At 58.3% G+C, this 17039-nt stretch carries 16 protein-coding genes; 11 read left to right on the top strand and 5 right to left on the bottom strand.

Going from position 1 to position 17039, the window contains the following annotated elements; translation table 11 throughout:
* Positions 1 to 19: 19 nt before the first annotated feature.
* On the bottom strand, positions 20 to 937 hold the full coding sequence (gene rbn, locus IP581_RS15540; protein ID WP_097400387.1) for a ribonuclease BN: 918 nt from the start codon (positions 935 to 937) through the stop codon (positions 20 to 22).
* A 62-nt stretch (positions 938 to 999) separates the two neighbouring features.
* Here rbn and IP581_RS15535 point away from each other — a divergent pair, with 62 nt between their 5' ends.
* The 8 genes from IP581_RS15535 to menE all read left to right on the top strand — a co-directional run bounded on the left by IP581_RS15535 (position 1000) and on the right by menE (position 8895).
* A complete protein-coding gene (locus IP581_RS15535; protein ID WP_193820801.1) occupies positions 1000 to 1461 on the top strand; it encodes a GNAT family N-acetyltransferase in 462 nt (153 codons plus the stop codon).
* A gap of 53 nt (positions 1462 to 1514) precedes the next feature.
* A complete protein-coding gene (gene elaB / locus IP581_RS15530) occupies positions 1515 to 1820 on the top strand; it encodes a stress response protein ElaB (RefSeq protein WP_017458585.1) in 306 nt (101 codons plus the stop codon).
* Between the two features lie 87 nt (positions 1821 to 1907).
* Entirely contained in the window at positions 1908 to 3203 is a 1296-nt protein-coding gene (gene menF, locus IP581_RS15525; protein WP_097400389.1) for an isochorismate synthase MenF, read from the top strand.
* 71 nt (positions 3204 to 3274) lie between these two features.
* Positions 3275 to 4945 carry a 2-succinyl-5-enolpyruvyl-6-hydroxy-3-cyclohexene-1-carboxylic-acid synthase gene (gene menD / locus IP581_RS15520; RefSeq protein ID WP_193820800.1) on the top strand — a complete coding sequence of 557 codons (1671 nt, stop codon included), beginning with the start codon at positions 3275 to 3277 and terminating at the stop codon, positions 4943 to 4945.
* On the top strand, positions 4942 to 5718 hold the full coding sequence (gene menH / locus IP581_RS15515; protein WP_193820799.1) for a 2-succinyl-6-hydroxy-2,4-cyclohexadiene-1-carboxylate synthase: 777 nt from the start codon (positions 4942 to 4944) through the stop codon (positions 5716 to 5718). Before menD ends, menH begins: the two co-directional genes overlap by 4 nt.
* Positions 5715 to 6572, top strand: coding sequence for a 1,4-dihydroxy-2-naphthoyl-CoA synthase (gene menB / locus IP581_RS15510; protein ID WP_086868076.1), 858 nt, complete (start codon positions 5715 to 5717; stop codon positions 6570 to 6572). Before menH ends, menB begins: the two co-directional genes overlap by 4 nt.
* Positions 6572 to 7537, top strand: a complete 966-nt coding sequence (menC, locus tag IP581_RS15505; RefSeq protein ID WP_193820798.1) for an o-succinylbenzoate synthase — start codon at positions 6572 to 6574, stop codon at positions 7535 to 7537. Before menB ends, menC begins: the two co-directional genes overlap by 1 nt.
* Positions 7534 to 8895: an o-succinylbenzoate--CoA ligase gene (menE, locus tag IP581_RS15500; RefSeq protein WP_193820797.1), complete on the top strand. Its 1362-nt coding sequence runs from the start codon at positions 7534 to 7536 to the stop codon at positions 8893 to 8895. The genes menC and menE overlap by 4 nt, the downstream gene beginning before the upstream one ends.
* Here menE and nudI read toward each other — a convergent pair.
* Positions 8892 to 9317 carry a nucleoside triphosphatase NudI gene (gene nudI, locus IP581_RS15495; RefSeq protein WP_086868081.1) on the bottom strand — a complete coding sequence of 142 codons (426 nt, stop codon included), beginning with the start codon at positions 9315 to 9317 and terminating at the stop codon, positions 8892 to 8894. The two genes, menE and nudI, sit on opposite strands and share 4 nt — an antisense overlap.
* A gap of 172 nt (positions 9318 to 9489) precedes the next feature.
* Here nudI and IP581_RS15490 point away from each other — a divergent pair, with 172 nt between their 5' ends.
* Together IP581_RS15490 and IP581_RS15485 are read left to right on the top strand one after the other, a co-directional pair.
* Positions 9490 to 10032, top strand: a complete 543-nt coding sequence (locus tag IP581_RS15490; RefSeq protein WP_086868083.1) for a YfaZ family outer membrane protein — start codon at positions 9490 to 9492, stop codon at positions 10030 to 10032.
* 93 nt (positions 10033 to 10125) lie between these two features.
* Positions 10126 to 11325, top strand: coding sequence for a nicotinamide mononucleotide deamidase-related protein YfaY (locus IP581_RS15485; RefSeq protein WP_193820796.1), 1200 nt, complete (start codon positions 10126 to 10128; stop codon positions 11323 to 11325).
* A 23-nt stretch (positions 11326 to 11348) separates the two neighbouring features.
* Here IP581_RS15485 and glpC read toward each other — a convergent pair whose 3' ends face one another.
* Genes glpC through glpA form a run of 3 tightly spaced genes read right to left on the bottom strand, consistent with a single transcriptional unit; the run spans position 11349 to position 15404 of the window.
* Positions 11349 to 12539 (bottom strand): anaerobic glycerol-3-phosphate dehydrogenase subunit GlpC, encoded by a 1191-nt coding sequence (glpC, locus tag IP581_RS15480; protein WP_097400395.1) that lies wholly within the window; start codon positions 12537 to 12539, stop codon positions 11349 to 11351.
* On the bottom strand, positions 12536 to 13792 hold the full coding sequence (glpB, locus tag IP581_RS15475) for a glycerol-3-phosphate dehydrogenase subunit GlpB (RefSeq protein WP_193820795.1): 1257 nt from the start codon (positions 13790 to 13792) through the stop codon (positions 12536 to 12538). The genes glpC and glpB overlap by 4 nt, the downstream gene beginning before the upstream one ends.
* The gene (glpA, locus tag IP581_RS15470; RefSeq protein ID WP_193820794.1) at positions 13782 to 15404 is read right to left on the bottom strand and encodes an anaerobic glycerol-3-phosphate dehydrogenase subunit A; all 1623 of its coding nucleotides are present in this window, start codon (positions 15402 to 15404) and stop codon (positions 13782 to 13784) included. The genes glpB and glpA overlap by 11 nt, the downstream gene beginning before the upstream one ends.
* 273 nt (positions 15405 to 15677) lie before the next feature.
* On the opposite strand from glpA, the gene glpT reads away from it, so the two are divergent.
* Complete coding sequence (gene glpT, locus IP581_RS15465) at positions 15678 to 17030, top strand: glycerol-3-phosphate transporter (RefSeq protein WP_097400398.1); 1353 nt, start codon at positions 15678 to 15680, stop codon at positions 17028 to 17030.
* The last annotated feature ends 9 nt before the right edge of the window (positions 17031 to 17039 follow it).

Below are 17039 nucleotides of genomic sequence, written 5' to 3'. Positions count from 1 at the left end.
TAGAGTGCCTAAATTAAAATCAAATGTGAACTACCGCAAAATCCTCAGCCAATGTCGTTTGCGAAAAGTACGTTTTACACTCGGCGAGCATCGTCTGGCCGCCCTGTTCGTCATAACGCGAACTGAGGTGGGTAATCACCAGTTTTTTTGCACCGGCATCGGCGGCGAGCTGTGCCGCCTGGCGGGTTGAGCTGTGTCCCCGGCTGTTCGCTTTTTCCTCCATTGCCTGCTCAAGCGTGGCTTCATGCACCAGCAAATCAACGCCTTGCGCCAGTTCCAGTGCGGCCTGGCAGGGCGCGGTGTCGCCAAAAATCGCCACTTTTTTCCCACTTTCTGCCGGGGCAAGATAATCCGCGCCATTAATGATGCGCCCGTCAGGCAACGTGACGGTTTTCCCCTCTTTTAATTGCTGGAACAGCGGCCCTGCCGGGATGCCTTGTGCTTTTAACGCCGCCGCATTCAGCGCGCCGGGTTTATCATGTTCTTCAATACGGTAGCCGTAGCACTCCACCGGGTGCGACAGCGGGTAAGCGGTCACCTTGCGCAAACCATCATCAACTACCAGCCCCGGCGTCACTTCCTCAATCGTCAGCGGGTAATCGGTCCATGAACCGCTAAGCCGCAGCGTGGTTTCCACAAACTCGCGGATCCCTTTCGGGCCGTAAATCTGCAGCGGCTGAACATTGCCGGCCATGGAGCGACTGCATAGCAACCCAGGCAGACCGAAAAGATGATCGCCATGCAGATGAGTAATAAAAATTTTATCGAGTTTGCCAGGGTGAAACGCGGTGCGCAGCATCTGGTGCTGGGTTCCTTCGCCGCAATCAAACAGCCAAAGCCCGGCGCGGGTTGGGTGTTGTAAATTGAGCAGCATCGCCGTGACATTACGCGCCCGTGTAGGTACGCCCGCAGAGGTGCCTAAGAAAATCAGTTCCACAATCTTTGCCCGAATGAAAAAGAATCTAGTATAACGAGGTCACTATAAATGAGGAGAACAACATGATCCGCTGGCAGGATGTGCACCATTGTGAACTGACCGTTCCTGAGCTGTATGCGTTACTGAAATTGCGCTGCGAAGTGTTTGTGGTTGAGCAGGCTTGCGCGTATCTGGATGTGGATGGTGATGACCTGGTGGGCGAGAACCGCCATATTCTCGGCTGGAAAGGCGACGAACTGGTGGCGTATGCGAGGATTCTGAAAAGTGATGATGATTTCTCACCCGTTGCTATCGGTCGGGTGATTGTCAGCGCGCAGGTTCGCGGCGAAAAACTGGGCTATCAGTTGATGGAGCGCGCGGTGCTTTCCTGCGAGCAACACTGGCCGCAGCACGCGCTCTACCTGGGTGCGCAGGCGCATCTGCAATCTTTTTATGCGCATTTTGGTTTTCAACCCGTTACCGATGTGTATGACGAAGATGGTATCGCGCATATCGGGATGGCGCGCGAGATCCGCCAGGCGTAACCGGCGAGCGTTGTCTATAGTTAGCGGACAGGTGCATAACATGGAGATAACAGATGGCATATCATTCTTATGAATCACATATTGATGACGACCTGACCCTGCTGAGCGAAACGCTGGAAGAAATTCTCCGCTCATCGGGCGACCCCGCAGATCAAAAGTACATTGAGTTGAAGGCCCGTGCCGAACAGGCGCTGCATGAAGTGAAAAACCGCGTCAGCAGCGCATCGGATACCTACTACTACCGTGCCAAAAAAGCCGTCTATCGCGCAGACGACTATGTGCATGAAAAACCGTGGCAGGGCATTGGTGCCGGTGCCGCAGTTGGCCTGGTGCTTGGTCTGCTGTTAGCCCGCCGCTAACGTTTCGCTTCCCCTCCCTGGAAGGGGGTACTGTTATTACGCTAAGTACCCCGTATACTATGTGGTTTTTAACAGGGAGGGGCTCGCGTGTACTCCATTTCCTCGGCGCTTTCACACTTACACCGCTGCCTGACCGACGACATTCCCCGCTCGTCAGGATTCTGCTTTTTTGATGCACCTTTCCCGTTAAACGACGCTTTTGATCCCCTGACCTGGCTTGCCAGCCAGCGCATGTGGCCGCAATTTTACTGGCAGCAACGTAGCGGCGATGACGAAGCCGCCGCGCTTGGCGCATTGCGCCGTTTCTCTTCTTTACCCCTGGCGCAACAGTTCTTACAGCAATGCGCGGAAGATGTCCGCGTCTGGGGGCTTAACGCCTTTGATCCCACGCAGGGCGAACTGTTTTTACCGCGTCTGGAGTGGCGACGGGAAGCCGGTCACGCCTTTCTGCGCGTGTACCTTTTCAGCGAGACTTCCCTGCGTGATGACGCGCAGCGCGCGCTCGCGTTGCTTTCCGCGCTGGTGGAGTCGACACCGCTGCAAAACGTGCAGCAGACGTGCCTTGAGCAGCATCACATCCCCGAGCACGATGGCTGGCGCGCGCTGATTGCGCAGGCCTTGCAAACGCTTGAAAGCGGTGAGCTGGATAAAGTCGTGCTCGCCCGCGCAACGGATTACCATTTTGCCCGCGCGGTGGACGCCGCCGCGCTGATGGCTGCCAGCCGTCGCCTCAATCATCACTGTTTTCATTTCATGATGGCGTTTAATGCGCAGACGGCCTTTTTAGGCTCAACGCCGGAGCGGTTATGGCGTCGGCGTGGCAGTGCCTTACGCACGGAAGCGCTGGCCGGAACGGTTGCAAATCATGACGATGACCAGCAGGCACAACAGCTTGCCGACTGGTTAATGGCGGATGATAAAAACCAGCGTGAAAATATGCTGGTGGTGGAAGATATCTGCCAGCGTTTACAGCAGCAAACCGGTGCGCTGGAAGTACTGCCGCCGAAGGTGGTCCGGCTGCGTAAAGTGCAGCATCTTCGCCGCTGTATCTGGACTGACCTACAATCGCCGGATGACGCGCTCTGCCTGCAAATGCTCCAGCCGACAGCGGCAGTTGCGGGATTGCCACGTCGTGAAGCGCGGGCATTTATTGCGCGTCATGAGCCTTTTCAGCGCGAGTGGTATGCCGGTTCGGCGGGGTATCTTTCGCGGCAACAGAGCGAGTTCTGCGTTGCTTTGCGTTCGGCAAAAATTGATGGCGCTACCGTACGTCTTTACGCCGGGGCGGGTATTGTTTCCGGTTCAGACGCGGATCAAGAGTGGCAGGAAATTGAGAACAAAGCGGCGGGATTGCGATCATTATTACAACTTAGTCACGCATAACCGACTCATATCAAAAATACATAGTTCCTGATTATTTATACTACGCCGTAATATTGATACCGGACAAATTCATGTCGATAAGCTCATTTAACCGACGCTGGGCGGCGGTGATCCTCGAAGCCCTTACCCGTCACGGCGTCAGGCATGTGTGTATTGCCCCGGGATCCCGTTCCACCCCATTAACGCTGGCCGCAGCGGAAAATCACGCCTTTATTCACCACACCCATTTTGATGAGCGTGGCCTGGGCCACCTTGCGCTGGGGCTGGCAAAGGCCAGCAATGAGCCGGTGGCGGTGATCGTGACATCCGGCACGGCGGTGGCGAACCTTTATCCCGCGCTGATTGAAGCAGGGCTGACCGGTGAAAAACTGGTGCTGCTGACGGCAGATCGACCGCCAGAGTTGATTGACTGCGGTGCCAACCAGGCCATACGCCAGCCGGGCATGTTTGCCACGCATCCTGCTGAATCTCTCGCGCTGCCGCGGCCTTCGCAGGACATTCCGGCGCGTTGGCTGGTTTCCACTCTTGATAACCTGCTGGGGTCGTTACAGGGCGGCGCGGTACACATTAACTGCCCATTTGCCGAGCCGCTGTACGGCGAAATGGATGACACGGGGCTGGTCTGGCAGCAGGCGCTGGGTGACTGGTGGCAGGCGGACGCGCCATGGCTGCGCGCAGCGAATATTGTCAAAAGCGAAACGCAGCGCGACTGGTTTTTCTGGCGACAAAAACGCGGTGTGATAGTAGCAGGTCGCATGAGCGCGGATGAAGGCCGTTTGCTTGCTGAATGGGCGAAAACGCTCGGCTGGCCGCTGATTGGCGATGCGCTTTCGCAGACCGGACAACCGCTGCCATGTGCCGATCTCTGGCTCGGTAATGGCCTGGCGGTGGCGGAGCTGAATCAGGCGCAGATTGTGTTGCAGTTTGGCAGCAGTCTGACCGGCAAACGTCTGTTGCAATGGCAGGCGACCTGCGAACCGGAAGAGTACTGGCTGATTGATCGCCTGCAAGGGAGGCTCGATCCGGCCCATCATCGCGGGCGTCGGCTGGTTTCCAGCGTTGCCGACTGGCTGGAGCAGCATCCGGCTGAGCCGCGTGCGCCGTGGTGCGAGGCGATCCCACGCCTGTCGGCGCAGGCCTGGGAAGCCGTTCATGCGAAGCGTGATATTTTTGGCGAGGCGCAACTGGCGCACCGCATCGCGGATTATTTGCCAGCCCAGGGGCAGCTTTTTCTTGGCAACAGCCTGGTTGTGCGGCTGGTCGATGCGCTGGGGCAGCTCCCGGCGGGATACCCGGTTTACAGCAATCGCGGCGCCAGTGGTATCGACGGCTTGCTTTCAACGGCGGCGGGCGTTCAGCGCGCCACCGCGCGGCCTACGCTGGCGATAGTTGGCGATCTCTCTGCGCTTTACGATCTCAATGCGCTGGCGCTACTGCGGCAGGCTTCTGCGCCATTCGTCCTGCTGGTGGTGAATAACAACGGCGGGCAAATTTTTTCGTTACTGCCCACGCCGCCCGCCGAGCGCGAACAGTTTTATTTGATGCCGCAGAATGTCCATTTTGCGCATGCGGCGGCGATGTTTAGCCTGGCTTACCATCAACCGGAGAATTGGGCTGAGCTTGAGCAGGCGCTGGAAGGCGCCTGGTGCAAGCCCGGCGCGACGGTGATTGAGCTGGTGGTGAACGCAACCGACGGCGCGCAGACGTTACAAACGCTGCTGGCGCAGGTAAGCCATCTGTGAGCCTGCACGGTCTTGCCTTTGGCGAACAGCAGCCGCAACCGTGGCTGGTGTTTCTGCACGGTTTTTCCGGCGATAACCGCGAGTGGCAGCACGTTGGCGACGCGCTGAGTGATTTCCCGCGCGTGTACCTCGATCTGCCCGGACATGGCGGTTCAGCCCATATTGGCGTGGCTTCCTTTGATGAACTGGACGCGCTGCTGCGCACCACCCTTGAGCGCTACAACATACGCCGCTACTGGCTGGTGGGGTATTCGCTCGGTGGTCGCGTGGCGATGTATCACGCCTGCCAGCATCCTGCCGGGTTGTGCGGCCTGGTGGTTGAAGGTGGCCACCCGGGGCTGACATCCTCTGACGATCGCGCACAGCGGCTGCATAATGATCAGCAATGGGCAACGCGTTTTCGCCAGCAGCCATTGAGTGAGGTATTTGACGCCTGGTACCGGCAACCTGTTTTTGCCACGCTCAGCGACACCGCGCGTGCCGAACTGGTGGCGCTTCGCAGCCAGAACAACGGTTTAACATTAGCGGCGATGCTGGAGGCAACCTCGCTCGCCTGCCAGCCCGATTTGCGTGCCGCGCTACGGGCGCTTTCTGTGCCAGTACATTATTTATACGGTGAACATGACAGCAAGTTTCAGGCGCTGGCGACGCAAGTCTCGCGCCACTGTCACGCCATTCCTGCCGCCGGGCACAACGCGCACCGGGACAATCCCGCTGCCGTTATTGCCGCCCTGGCGCGTATTCTGCGTCTTGAGACAAAGGACACACTATGATCCACCCAGATGAAAACATGCTTTATGCGCCGGTTGAATGGCGTGACTGTTCTGAAGGTTACACCGACATCCGTTATCAGAAATCGGCCGATGGTATTGCCAAAATCACCATTAATCGCCCGCAGGTGCGCAATGCGTTCCGTCCGCTGACGGTGAAAGAGATGATTCAGGCCATGGCTGACGCCCGTTATGACGACAGCGTGGGTGTGATCATTCTGACCGGCGAAGGGGATAAAGCCTTCTGTTCCGGCGGCGATCAAAAAGTGCGCGGCGATTATGGCGGTTACCAGGATGACTCCGGCGTGCACCATCTCAACGTGCTGGATTTTCAGCGCCAGATCCGCACCTGCCCGAAACCGGTGGTGGCGATGGTGGCGGGTTACTCCATCGGCGGCGGCCACGTGCTGCACATGATGTGCGATCTGACCATTGCGGCGGACAACGCCATTTTCGGCCAGACCGGCCCGAAAGTCGGCTCCTTCGATGGTGGCTGGGGGGCGTCTTACATGGCGCGCATCGTGGGTCAGAAAAAAGCGCGCGAAATCTGGTTCCTCTGTCGCCAGTACGATGCCAGACAGGCGCTTGATATGGGGCTGGTCAACACAGTTGTACCGATTGCCGATCTTGAAAAAGAGACCGTGCGCTGGTGTCGCGAAATGCTGCAAAACAGCCCGATGGCGCTGCGCTGCCTGAAAGCGGCGCTGAATGCCGACTGTGATGGTCAGGCGGGTCTGCAGGAACTGGCGGGTAACGCTACCATGCTGTTCTACATGACCGAAGAAGGACAGGAAGGCCGCAACGCGTTTAACGAAAAACGCCAGCCTGATTTCAGCAAATTCAAACGGAATCCATAATGCGACAGGCGCAGGTTTACCGCTGGCAAATCCCGCTTGATGCGGGTGTGGTGCTGCGTGAGCGGCGCCTGAAAACACGTGACGGGTTGTTGGTGCATCTCACCGAGGGCGAGCGCGAAGGCTGGGGGGAGATTTCCCCTCTGCCGGGGTTTAGCCTGGAAACGCTGGATGACGTTCAACCGGTTGTGATGGCGTGGGCGCGTAGCTGGCGCGATGGCGAGCAGCCACCGCTGCCGGACGAGCCTTCTGCGGCATTTGGTTTGAGTTGCGCGCTGGCAGAGTTGAGTGATGCGCTGCCGCAGGCGGCGGATTACCGCGCCGCGATGCTGTGTAGCGGCGATCCGGACGAGTTGTTCGCCGCGCTTGCTGCGCTGCCGGGAGAAAAGCTGGCGAAAGTGAAAGTGGGGCTGTATGAAGCGGTGCGCGACGGTATGGTGGTCAACTTGCTGCTGGAGTCGATCCCCGATCTCCATCTGCGCCTGGATGCCAACCGCGCCTGGACGCCGCTGAAAGCGCAACAGTTTGCCAGGTATGTCAATCCGGCTTATCGCCCGCGCATTGCGTTTCTCGAAGAGCCCTGCAAAACGCGCGAAGATTCGCTGGCGTTTGCCCGCGAGACCGGCATTACTCTTGCCTGGGATGAGAGTCTGCGTGACGCGGACTTTTGTTTTGAGCGGCAACCCGGCGTCGGTGCCGTGGTGATTAAACCGATGCTGACCGGCAGTTTGCAGAAAGTCCAACAGCAGGTTGCGGCGGCGAAAGCGCTGGGGCTGACGACCGTTATCAGTTCGTCAATCGAATCGAGCCTCGGGCTAACGCAACTGGCGCGTATCGCCGCCTGGCTGACGCCGGGAACGGTGCCGGGTCTTGATACGCTGCAATTGATGCAAACGCAGCTGCTGCGCCGCTGGCCGCAGAGTGATTTACCCTGCTTGCAGGTTGATGCGCTGGAACCATTGCTATGATTTTTCCCGACTGGCCCTGGCGTCACTGGCGCACGCTACAAGGCGAGCAGGCGGCGATTCGCCTTGAGCAGCAAAGCCTTAACTGGCATGAGCTCTGTGCGCGTATTGACAGGCTGGCCAGCGGTTTTGCTCGCCAGGGCGTACAGGAAGGTGACGGCGTTATGTTGCGCGCGCGCAACCAGCCGGAGACGCTACTGGCGTGGCTGGCGCTGTTGCAATGCGGCGCACGGGTTTTACCCCTGAACCCGCAGTTGCCCGCCACGCTACTGGCGGCGCTGTTACCGCCGTTGACGCTGCGTTTTGCGCTCGACCTGGCGTCGCAGGCGGAGTACGCCGGTTTAACATCGCTGTCGTTAAGCGAGTCTGACGGCGATTATGCCGTTGACTGGCAGCCACTTCGGCTGGCGTCAATGACCCTGACTTCCGGTTCTACCGGCCTGCCGAAAGCCGCCGTGCATACCTGCGCGGCGCATCTTGCCAGTGCGCAGGGCGTGCTGGCGCTGATCCCGTTTAGCGCGAAAGACGACTGGCTGCTCTCGTTGCCGCTGTTTCATGTTTCCGGGCAGGGGATTTTATGGCGCTGGCTGCTGGCCGGGGCGCGGATCACCGTGCGGCAAAAAGCGCCGCTGGAGCAGGCGCTGGCCGGGTGCAGCCACGCCTCGCTGGTTCCGACACAGCTCTGGCGCTTGTTGAATGATAATGTACCGGTCTCGCTGAAAGCCGTGTTACTGGGTGGCGCGGCGATCCCCGTTGAACTCACGCAGCAGGCTCGCGAGCGCGGGATCCGCAGCTGGTGCGGGTACGGCTTAACCGAATTTGCGTCGACGGTGTGCGCGAAAGAGGCTGATGGCAAACCCGATGTCGGCTACGCGCTGCCGGGGCGTGAAGTGAGAATTGTTGGTGAAGAGGTTTGGCTGCGTGCCGCCAGCATGGCGTCGGGCTACTGGTGCAACGGAGCACTTCTCCCGCTGGTAAACCGTGAAGGCTGGTTTGCCACGCGCGATCGCGGTGAGCTGAACGGTGGCTGCCTGACTATTCACGGTCGTCTGGACAATCTTTTTTTCAGCGGCGGGGAAGGCATTCAGCCAGAAGAAATTGAACGCGTTATTGCCCGCCACCCACAGGTGCAGCAGGTGCTGGTGGTCCCGGTGGATGACGCGGAGTTTGGTCAACGCCCGGTGGCGGTGGTGGAGTGCGCCGGTGACGTTAATGCCGATGCGCTGGGCCAGTGGGCCGCTGATAAGCTGGCCCGTTTCCAGCAGCCGGTACGCTGGCTGATGCTGCCCGCAGCGCTGAAAACAGGTGGCATTAAGATCTCACGCAAAGCAGTAGCGGAATGGGTTGCCGGGCAAGGTTAGAGCAGTCCTTTTAGCGTGAGCGTGTTGCGGGTCGCCTCGTTCAGATCGTATCGGTGCAGATCGGCGGGGTTTACCCACGCGTAATCCTGGAATTCGTCATTGATGCTGACTTCGCGATTGGCGCTGACGCAATCAAAAATCAGGTAAATCATATAGATTTGCTCTTTGCTGCCGTCGGCGTAGGTTTTCACGCGGATATCATCGCGAAATGTCCACGGCGTGATTTCGCTCAGCTCCAGCTTGTCGCCCAACTCTTCGCGGATCTCCCGGCGCAGCGCCTCTTCAATCCGCTCGCCAGGCTCCACACCGCCACCGGACAATGCCCATTGACCGGGGAAAACACCGCGATCGTCAGCCATTTTGCAGAGCAAATACGCGCCGTCGTTTTGAATTAATGGGCACACAATCGTCCGTTGTCGCATGGTTAATTCCTTTAGAGTGATAAACACAACGCGCCATATTAACGTAAGCGCTTACGTGGAAAAATTGACCCCATCTATGTTTACGCCTCTTTTTATTCATTCTGCTGACAGAAAAATAGGCGTATAATCAGAGGCTTTTGGGCATCAGGCCCGTTATGTGCGGAAATCAAAAATGAAGAACGTTGCTTTATTAGGTTTAGCCAGCGTGTTGCTGGTCTCTGCCGGGGCGCAGGCCGTGAGTCTGAACGGCCAGATTGGGAAAGATTACACCAACTTTGGTTTCGGTTTGGGAACGGAAACCAGCGGTATCGCGGTAAGCGGTAACTGGGCGCACAGCGAAGATGATGGCGACATCGCTGGTCTGGGGCTGGGTTACAACATTCCGTTGGGGCCGTTCCTGGCGACTGTTGGCGGGAAAGGTATTTATCTGAATCCGGATGTGGGCAGTGAAGGTTATGCCGTTGCTGTCGGTGGCGGGTTGCAGTGGAAAATTGCCAGCAGCTTTAGCCTCTTCGGTGAGTATTATTATTCGCCCGATTCACTCTCCAGCGGCGTGAAAGAGTACCAGGAAGCAAATGCTGGTGCGCGTTACACCATTATGCGTCCGCTGACGGTGGAAGCCGGTTACCGTTATATCGACATGACCGGTAAAGAAGGCCGTCGCGACAACGCGGTTGCCGATGGCCCGTATGTCGGCGTCAGCGCCAGTTTCTAATCCTCCGGCGCGGCCTCTGTCCGCGCCTGTTTGTCTCCGTTTTTCCTCTGCGCATGCGCTATAGTGTTTCAACCTCGATTGCAGGAGCTAACAATGTTAAATGTGGAGATGTTATCGACCGGCGATGAAGTGCTGCATGGCCAGATTGTAGATACCAATGCGGCCTGGCTGGCTGACTTTTTCTTTAACCAGGGGTTGCCCCTCACGCGTCGTAACACCGTGGGCGATAACCTTGATGATTTGGTCGCTATCCTGCGTGAACGTAGCGAGCACGCGGATGTGCTGATTGTGAATGGCGGTCTGGGGCCGACCAGTGACGATCTCAGCGCGCTGGCAGCGGCGACCGCCAAAGGCGAAGCGCTGGTGCTACACGAAGCGTGGCTGGCACAAATGGAACGCTTCTTTACCGAACGTGGCCGCGTGATGGCGCCGAGTAACCGCAAACAGGCCGAGATCCCGGCCAGCGCCGAACTGGTGGATAACCCGGTCGGTACCGCCTGTGGTTTTGCCCTGCAGCTCAACCGTTGCCTGATGTTCTTCACGCCGGGCGTACCGTCGGAATTTAAAGTGATGGTGGAACAAGAAATTCTGCCGCGCCTGCGCGCACGCTTTACCTTGCCGGAGCCGTCGGTTTGCCTGCGCTTAACCACCTTTGGTCGCTCCGAAAGCGATCTGGCGCAGAGCCTGCAACACCTCGAACTGCCGCCAGGCGTGGTGATGGGCTACCGCTCTTCCATGCCAATTATCGAATTAAAACTGACTGGCCCGGCAGAACATCGCGCGGCGATGGAAGCCCTGTGGCCGGAAGTGAAACGTGTTGCCGGTGAGAGTTTGATTTTTGAAGGCACGGAAGGTTTGCCGGCCGCGCTTGCCGCTACCCTGCGGGAACGCCAGCTCAGCCTGACGCTGAGCGAGCAGTTCACCGGCGGTCTGGTGGCATTGCAGCTTTCCCGCGCCGGCGCGCCGCTGCTGGCCAGTGAAGTGCTGCCGTCGCAGGCGGAAGCGCTGGCGCAAAGTGCCCGCTGGACTACCGAGCTGCGCAATCGTCATCTCGCCGGGCTGGCGCTGACGGTGACCGGCCTTGAAGAGGATCATCTCAACTTCGCGCTGGCGACGCCGGAAGGCACCCGCGCGCTGCGGGTAAAATTCAACACCAACCGCCACGGGCTGGTGGTGCGCCAGGAGGTGTGTGCCATGATGGCGCTGAACATCCTGCGCCGCTGGCTGGCGGGCAAAGACATTGCCAGCGATCACGGCTGGATCAATGTGGTGGAAACGCTGACCGTGGAATAATCGTGCAGGGTAACGGCACGCCGTTACCCCAATGCGTTTGCCAGTAGCGTAATGGGATGTTCACAGCGTTTGCTGGTGGACATCTCAATTTGCCATTTGCAGGTTTCACAATCTGTCACCACCAGATCCGCGCCGCTGGCTTCAATCTGCTCGAACAACGGCGCGCCAATCGCCTGTGATGTTGGGTAGTTTTCGCTTTTAAAGCCGTAGGTTCCGGCAATCCCGCAGCAGCGCGAATCCAGCACCGTCAACTCAAGCCCTGGAATGCGCCGCAGCAGCTCCAGCGTGTAGTGCGTCCAGCCCATTTTTTCCATATGACACGGCGTGTGGTAGACCACCTTCAGCGGGGTTTCTTGCAACGGCAACGCGCATCCTTCGTCGAGCATGCGCCAGATCCAGCGCGTGGCTAAATCGATATGCGAGCGCAAATGGCTGTTATCCACATCCAGCAGGTGGGGATATTCGTCGCGCAACGTAAACGCGCAGGTGGAAGAGGTGGCGATAACCGGCAAACCCTCCGTGCCAATAGCCTGCTCCAGCGAGCGCACATTAAACTGCGCCTGTTTTTTCGCTTTATCGAAAAACCCATTCGCAATCAGCGGTACGCCGCAGCACTTTTCCCGCTGCAACAACTGTACGCCGACGCCCATATGGTTCAGCACGCGGATCAGATCTTTACCCAACTGCGGATGGTTGTAATTCACATAACAACCGTGGAAAAACGCCACCTGCTGCGCAAACGCCTGTTGCTGTGCGGCAATGCTGCGATACCAGCGGCGAAATGTGCCGCTGGAATATTTTGGCAGCGTGCGGTGGTGATCGATTTTTAACGCGGTATCCAGTAACTGGCGCACGGGTTTTAAGGAGGTTGCCGCATTCACCAGCGGTGCCATCGGTGTCGATAGCGTCCCCATCAGGTCGGTATGGCTGAGAATGGCATTACGTATGGAGAGCTTTTTGGGCGCGTACTGGGCACGGGCGCGCTGAATAATATCGCCAATTTTCACCCCGGACGGGCAGGCGGTTTCGCAGCGTTTACAGTTGGTGCAGTACTTCAGCGCATCATCATATAGCGCGGCGTCTTTTAACCGCAGGCGCTCGCCATCAGGGCCTGCCTGTTTCGGACCAGGGTAATCGGGGTTGACGCGGCTGACCGGGCAGGCGGTGGTGCAAACGGTGCATTTAATGCAGCTTTCAAATTGCGTATTGTTCATTGTTCGCCTCCCTGTGCGCTAATTTGCTGTGCGGCATGCAGCGCGGTAACGACGCAAACGCCGCCGCCACACCCTTGGGCAACGGCATCAAAACCGCCCAGCACGGAACCAATCACATAGAGATTGTTCACGGCGTTGCCCCGGCGCAGGCCATGTAGTTGCGCGTCGGTCTGCACACCAAACTGCTGCCACGGCTGGCTGTCAAACACATCATCGCGATACCACTCCTGGCGCTGCGCACTTTGCAGCACATCGAGATCAAACACCGTTTCCCGTACGCCATCGCGCCCGGCCACCAGCCCGTCACTGAAAAAGCTGCCGCTGGCGAGCACCACATTGCGCGCACGCAGCGGGATATCTTCATGTTTACGCGTCCACACTTGCGTTACGCGCTGATCGGCGATATCGGCACGTAGTACATCGTCACCGGGCATCCAGTTACCGCCGCTGCGTATAAACGCCTGTTGCAGGAGTTGCTGCATGCGCATACCCGGCACAGATGGCGGCAGCGTAGGCAACAGACGCAGCGGGCAGGCCAGTTGCTGATTAAGGCGCGTAAAGACGCTGTTGTCCGTCAGACCAAAGCAGGCGGGCAGATAGAGCATCGCGTAGTGCTGGCTTAGCGGCTGCAGCGCTTCGTACAGCGCGTTGTAGTGCTCGGGCGCGTCCAGCAGGCGGGCGATATTCACCGCGCGAAATTCGCTGGGGTTATCACGCAGCCGATCCAGCAGCGGCAGATCTATCTCTTCTGCATGCGCGTCAATCCCGCGTTTACGCAGCGCACCTGCCGCAAGCTGCGGCTGGAAATCAAGAAAACCGCTGATACCAACGACGCCAGTGTGCTGGTGAGTTTCTGTTTTAACAGGCACTTCCAGCGGGCTAAGCCAGGCGGTGCGGAATGTGCCAAGCGGCGTCACGCGCTGGTGCGGCGTATCAACATCGCCCTGTAACACCAGCCCGCAATCTGCCAGCAGCGTCTGCGCCTGTTGTGCGTAATGGCGAACCCGATCTGCGCCGAGCCGGGCATAAGGGTGACAGGCATGGTGCTGTTGAAGGTGTGCGATGGCACCATCAAGCGTATCGATGGGCTGACCATCGGGTAAATGTGAAAGCAAATCCAGTGAGCCAGAAGAGAAGCTCAGGGCGCTCTGTCCACGGCTGACAATAGCGCAGCGCTGGCCGCTCTGCGCAAGACGAATTCCGCACACTAAACCGGCCAGCCCGCCACCGATAATGACCGTATCAAATCTCATCTTCCGCCTCCTTTTCCAGACCGCACAATCCCTGATAAACCCAGCGTGTGAATTCGCTTTCACGCAGCGCATCGCCCCAGGCGATGGGTTGAATACCTTTCCAGCGTTCATTGAGAAAACCGGTCAGTTGATGCAGAGATTCACTTTCGGTCGTGACATGCAGGCGATTAAGCAACCCGGCGGCGCGGCAGGCGCACAGCTCGCCCTGGCAGGTGCCCATCCCGACGCGTGTGCGGCGGCGCAAATCAAGCAGCGAATGGACATTGAGGTTCTCGACTGCGTACTGCACTTCCCCGGCGGTGACGGCTTCACATTCGCAGACCAGGCTGCGGTTATGTCTGTCGCTGCCAAGCCAGGCTGGCGTACGGTCGCCGTGGCGATAGACCGCCGACCCACGTAGCGGTGTCGGCAGGGAGATAATTTTTTTGAGCGCCTGTTCGGTCGGCTCGCGGGAGCCGGGCAGCGGCGCGGTGGCGGTGGTGCAAGGGGCATGATGATTGAGCTTGCGACAGACGGCATCCGTCGCCCATTCGGCCATCAGCCGGTAAGTCATCAGCTTGCCGCCGGTGATAGTGATAAAACCTTCCAGCCCGTCGCGCTGTGCGTGATCCAGCAACACAATGCCCCGGCTGACATTGCGCCCGCTCGGGTCATCATCGCTGGCGACCAGCGGCCGCACACCGGCGTAAGCACGCAGGATGCGCGTTTTCGCCATCACCGGCGCCAGTTTTTCCCCTTCACGCAGCAGAATATCCACTTCGTCAGGCGTGACGCGCAGGTTATCGATGTCGGCGTAATCAATATGTGTTGAGGTGGTACCAATCAGTGAGATGGTGTCGCCAGGCACCAGAATATCGGCGTCGGCGGGTTTGCGGCAGCGGTTGATGACGTGCTGGTTAATGCGGTGATCGAGGATCAGCAACGCGCCTTTCGCCGGGAACATGCGGATCGTCAGGTCGGCATATTCGGCTATGCGCTGCCCCCAGATCCCGGCGGCATTCACCACCACTGGCGCATGGAGTTCCTGGGTTTCCCCGCTGGCAGGGTGATAAAGGCGCACACCGCTCACCGTGTCGCCATGGCGGATCAGCCCGCACACTTCGTGCCCGGTGAGGATTTTTGCACCGTGCTCGCGGGCGTCCAGCATATTGCTGGCGGTGAGCCGGAAAGGGTCTACCGTGCCGTCCGGCACGCGTACCGCGCCGATCAGCGCCGGGTTGACGCTGGGCTCCATGCGCAGCGCTTTCTGCGGTGATATAGCCTGCGCCGGGATCCCCGCTTGCAGGCAGGCGTCAATAAACTGGCTTTGATACACCATGTCATCTTCCGGCAGGGTAATAAACAGGCCGTCTGTCGGTTCGATACAGTGGCGGGCGATACGTTTGAGGATCTGATTTTCGGCAATACATTCACGCGCTGATTCGTTATCGGTCACCGCGTAACGCGCGCCGCTGTGCAGCAGGCCATGGTTACGGCCGGTCGCGCCGGTGGCGATATCGTGGCGTTCAAGCAGCACCACGCGCAAGCCGCGCAGGGCGCAGTCGCGAGCGATGCCTGCGCCGGTCGCGCCGCCGCCGATAATAATCACATCGTAGTCACTGGGGTTGCGCATGTTCGCGTCCTTCTGGTCGACGTTCCTTAGCAACCATTTAGCCATACTATGATTGTGGTTTGTTTGATATCGCGCATATTCGAGCAAAAAACGAAAGTGAAACGCGCTTTAATGCGTGAAGTTAGATGTTTGTCATATTTCTGTAACAATATATGCGACAACTCATTCTCTCTGGTTAAAACTTTCACTACAATCCGCCGCGAATAACTCTGGTTATGTTCGTTTTCACTCATTAATGAAAGATATGAGTCTTACCGCGCCACGGAGGCCGCTATGTTGAGTATTTTTAGACCTGCCCCCCATCAATCGCGTCTGCCCGATGCGCAAATCGATCCGCTGTACCGGCGGTTGCGCTGGCAGATTTTCCTCGGGATCTTCTTCGGTTATGCCGCCTACTATCTGGTGCGTAAGAACTTTGCGCTGGCAATGCCGTATTTAGTCGAACAGGGCTTTTCCCGTGGCGATTTGGGGTTTGCGCTGTCCGGTATCTCCATTGCCTACGGCTTTTCGAAATTTATTATGGGCTCGGTGTCGGATCGCTCGAATCCGCGCGTCTTCCTGCCCGCCGGGTTAATTCTGGCGGCAGCGGTGATGCTGGTTATGGGCTTCGTGCCGTGGGCCACCTCCAGCATCATGGTCATGTTTGTGCTGCTATTCCTGTGCGGCTGGTTCCAGGGCATGGGCTGGCCGCCGTGTGGGCGCACCATGGTGCACTGGTGGTCGCAAAAAGAGCGTGGCGGCATTGTGTCGGTATGGAACTGCGCGCATAACGTCGGCGGCGGTATTCCTCCGCTGCTGTTCCTGCTGGGGATGGCGTGGTTTAACGACTGGCACGCGGCGCTGTATATGCCGGCGTTTGCCGCGATTCTGGTGGCGATTATTGCCTTCGCGCTGATGCGTGATACCCCGCAATCGTGCGGTCTGCCGCCGATTGAAGAGTACAAAAACGACTACCCGGATGACTATAACGAAAAGCATGAGCAGGAGCTGACCGCTAAGCAGATTTTCATGCAGTACATTCTGCCCAACAAGCTGCTGTGGTATATCGCGGTGGCTAACGTCTTTGTATATCTGCTGCGCTACGGCATTCTCGACTGGTCGCCAACCTACCTGAAAGAGGTGAAACACTTCGCGCTGGATAAATCCTCGTGGGCCTATTTCTTCTATGAATACGCGGGCATCCCCGGCACGCTGCTGTGCGGCTGGATGTCGGATAAAGTCTTCCGTGGCAATCGTGGCGCAACGGGCGTGTTCTTTATGACGCTGGTGACCATTGCGACGATCGTTTACTGGCTGAACCCGGCGGGGAACCCGGGCGTGGACATGGCCTGCATGATTGTCATCGGCTTTCTGATTTATGGCCCGGTGATGTTGATTGGTTTGCATGCGCTGGAGCTGGCACCGAAAAAAGCGGCGGGTACGGCGGCGGGCTTTACCGGCTTGTTTGGCTATCTTGGCGGTTCTGTTGCCGCCAGCGCCATTGTTGGCTATACCGTTGATTTCTTCGGCTGGGATGGCGGCTTTATGGTGATGATTGGCGGCAGCATTCTGGCAGTGTTACTGCTGGTTATCGTGATGATCGGTGAGAAACGCCACCATGCCGACGTGCTGGCGCGTCGCAGCTAACAGGGAGCA

The sequence above is a fragment of the Kosakonia pseudosacchari genome (genome assembly GCF_015167415.1).
GTDB lineage: Bacteria > Pseudomonadota > Gammaproteobacteria > Enterobacterales > Enterobacteriaceae > Kosakonia > Kosakonia pseudosacchari.
Note: the sequence above shows the minus strand (reverse complement) of the source record. Positions and strands in the feature narration are given on the sequence as shown.